Origin of the sequence: Pseudomonas sp. R62, from assembly GCF_000257605.1 — a bacterium.
Taxonomy (GTDB): Bacteria; Pseudomonadota; Gammaproteobacteria; order Pseudomonadales; family Pseudomonadaceae; genus Aquipseudomonas; species Aquipseudomonas atacamensis.
In genome coordinates this window covers 1-1,497 of record NZ_JH636002.1, presented here as the reverse complement: position 1 = coordinate 1,497, position 1,497 = coordinate 1, and the positions used below count along the sequence as shown (strand labels likewise).

Sequence of the window (1,497 nt, the reverse complement as noted above, 5' to 3'; positions counted from 1 at the left end):
TGGCCGCCGGCGACCTGACCCACAACCTGGTTTCCCTGCGTCGCGATGAACTCGGTCAATTGCAGCGCTCGATGCAAAGCATGACCCAGGGCCTGCGCGAGTTGATCGGCGGTATCAGCGACGGCGTCACGCAGATCGCCAGCGCCGCTGAAGAGCTATCCGCGGTGACCGAGCAGACCAGCGCCGGGGTCAATAATCAGAAGGTCGAGACCGATCAGGTCGCCACCGCCATGAACGAAATGGCCGCCACCGTGCAGGAAGTCGCACGCAACGCTGAAGAAGCCTCAGAGGCCGCTGTCGCCGCTGACCAACAGGCCCGTGAAGGCGACAAGGTCGTCGGCGAAGCCATCGCCCAGATCGAGCGTCTGGCAATCGAGGTGGGTCACTCCACTGAAGCCATGGGCGAGCTCAAGCGTGAAAGCGACAAGATCGGCAGCGTTCTCGACGTGATCAAGTCAGTGGCCCAGCAAACCAACCTGCTAGCCCTCAACGCCGCCATCGAAGCGGCCCGCGCCGGTGAAGCCGGACGTGGTTTCGCCGTGGTTGCCGACGAAGTGCGCAGCCTCGCCCAGCGCACGCAGAAGTCCACCGAAGAGATCGAAGAGCTGATCGTCGGTCTGCAAAACGGCACTCAGCAAGTGGCGACGATCATGGACAACAGCCGCAGCCTGACCGACAGCAGCGTCGAGCTGACCCGGCGTGCCGGTGGCTCACTGGAGAGCATCACCCGCACCGTCTCGGCGATCCAGGCAATGAACCAGCAGATCGCCGCAGCCGCCGAGCAGCAGAGCGCCGTGGCCGAAGAGATCAACCGCAGCGTGCTGAACGTGCGCGATGTGTCTGATCAGACCTCGGCGGCGAGTGAAGAGACCGCTGCGTCCAGCGTTGAACTGGCGCGGTTGGGCACGCATCTGCAGATGCTGGTGGGCCGCTTTAAAGTCTGAGTTGATGCACGACCTCGGTTCGCCTGGAACCGAGGTGATGCCATTCGCGAGCAGGCTCGCTCCCACAGGGAAACGCATTCCAAGGTGGGAGCGAGCCTGCTCGCGAAGGCAGCGGCGCGGTTTGCGCGTCGTAGGTAACGGTCGCGCCAATTTGGCGACGGATGCTATGCACTGGTTTTAGGCTTTATCCGGATTTGTTCGCAAATCAGCGGACATAAAAAAACCCCGCTGAATCAGCGGGGTTTTTTATCAGGCCGGCTGAGCCTGCAGGCTCACCGGTCGCAGCGGCAGCAACGGCGCATGCGGATCGGCTTTCACCGAAGCGCGCCAGGCGTCCAGCCACTCAGCGTGACCTTCGGCCCAGACCTGCTCGTGCAGGCGTGCCAGTGCGACAGGGTCGCTAAGCAGTTGCAGGCGATCATGGTTGTTCAGCCCGGCCGGGCCGACCTTGATCGCGTGACGCACACGTTCCTGACGCAGCCACTCGATCGGCTCGGCCTGGCCATGACGCGAGGTCGCCAGCGAGCACGCCAGGGCGTTCTGCTGAGGATCG

Annotated in this window: 1 protein-coding gene and 1 pseudogene; one reads left to right on the top strand and one right to left on the bottom strand. The window is 63.5% G+C overall.

The annotated features are described in order from the left end of the window. Positions 1–944 (top strand): methyl-accepting chemotaxis protein (locus OQK_RS28800; RefSeq protein ID WP_016775521.1); only part of this gene is annotated, 944 nt, incomplete at its 5' end. A gap of 249 nt (positions 945–1,193) precedes the next feature. Here the strand turns inward: OQK_RS28800 and OQK_RS28795 are convergent. Further along, a pseudogene (locus OQK_RS28795) lies at positions 1,194–1,497 on the bottom strand (glucans biosynthesis glucosyltransferase MdoH); the annotation flags it as partial.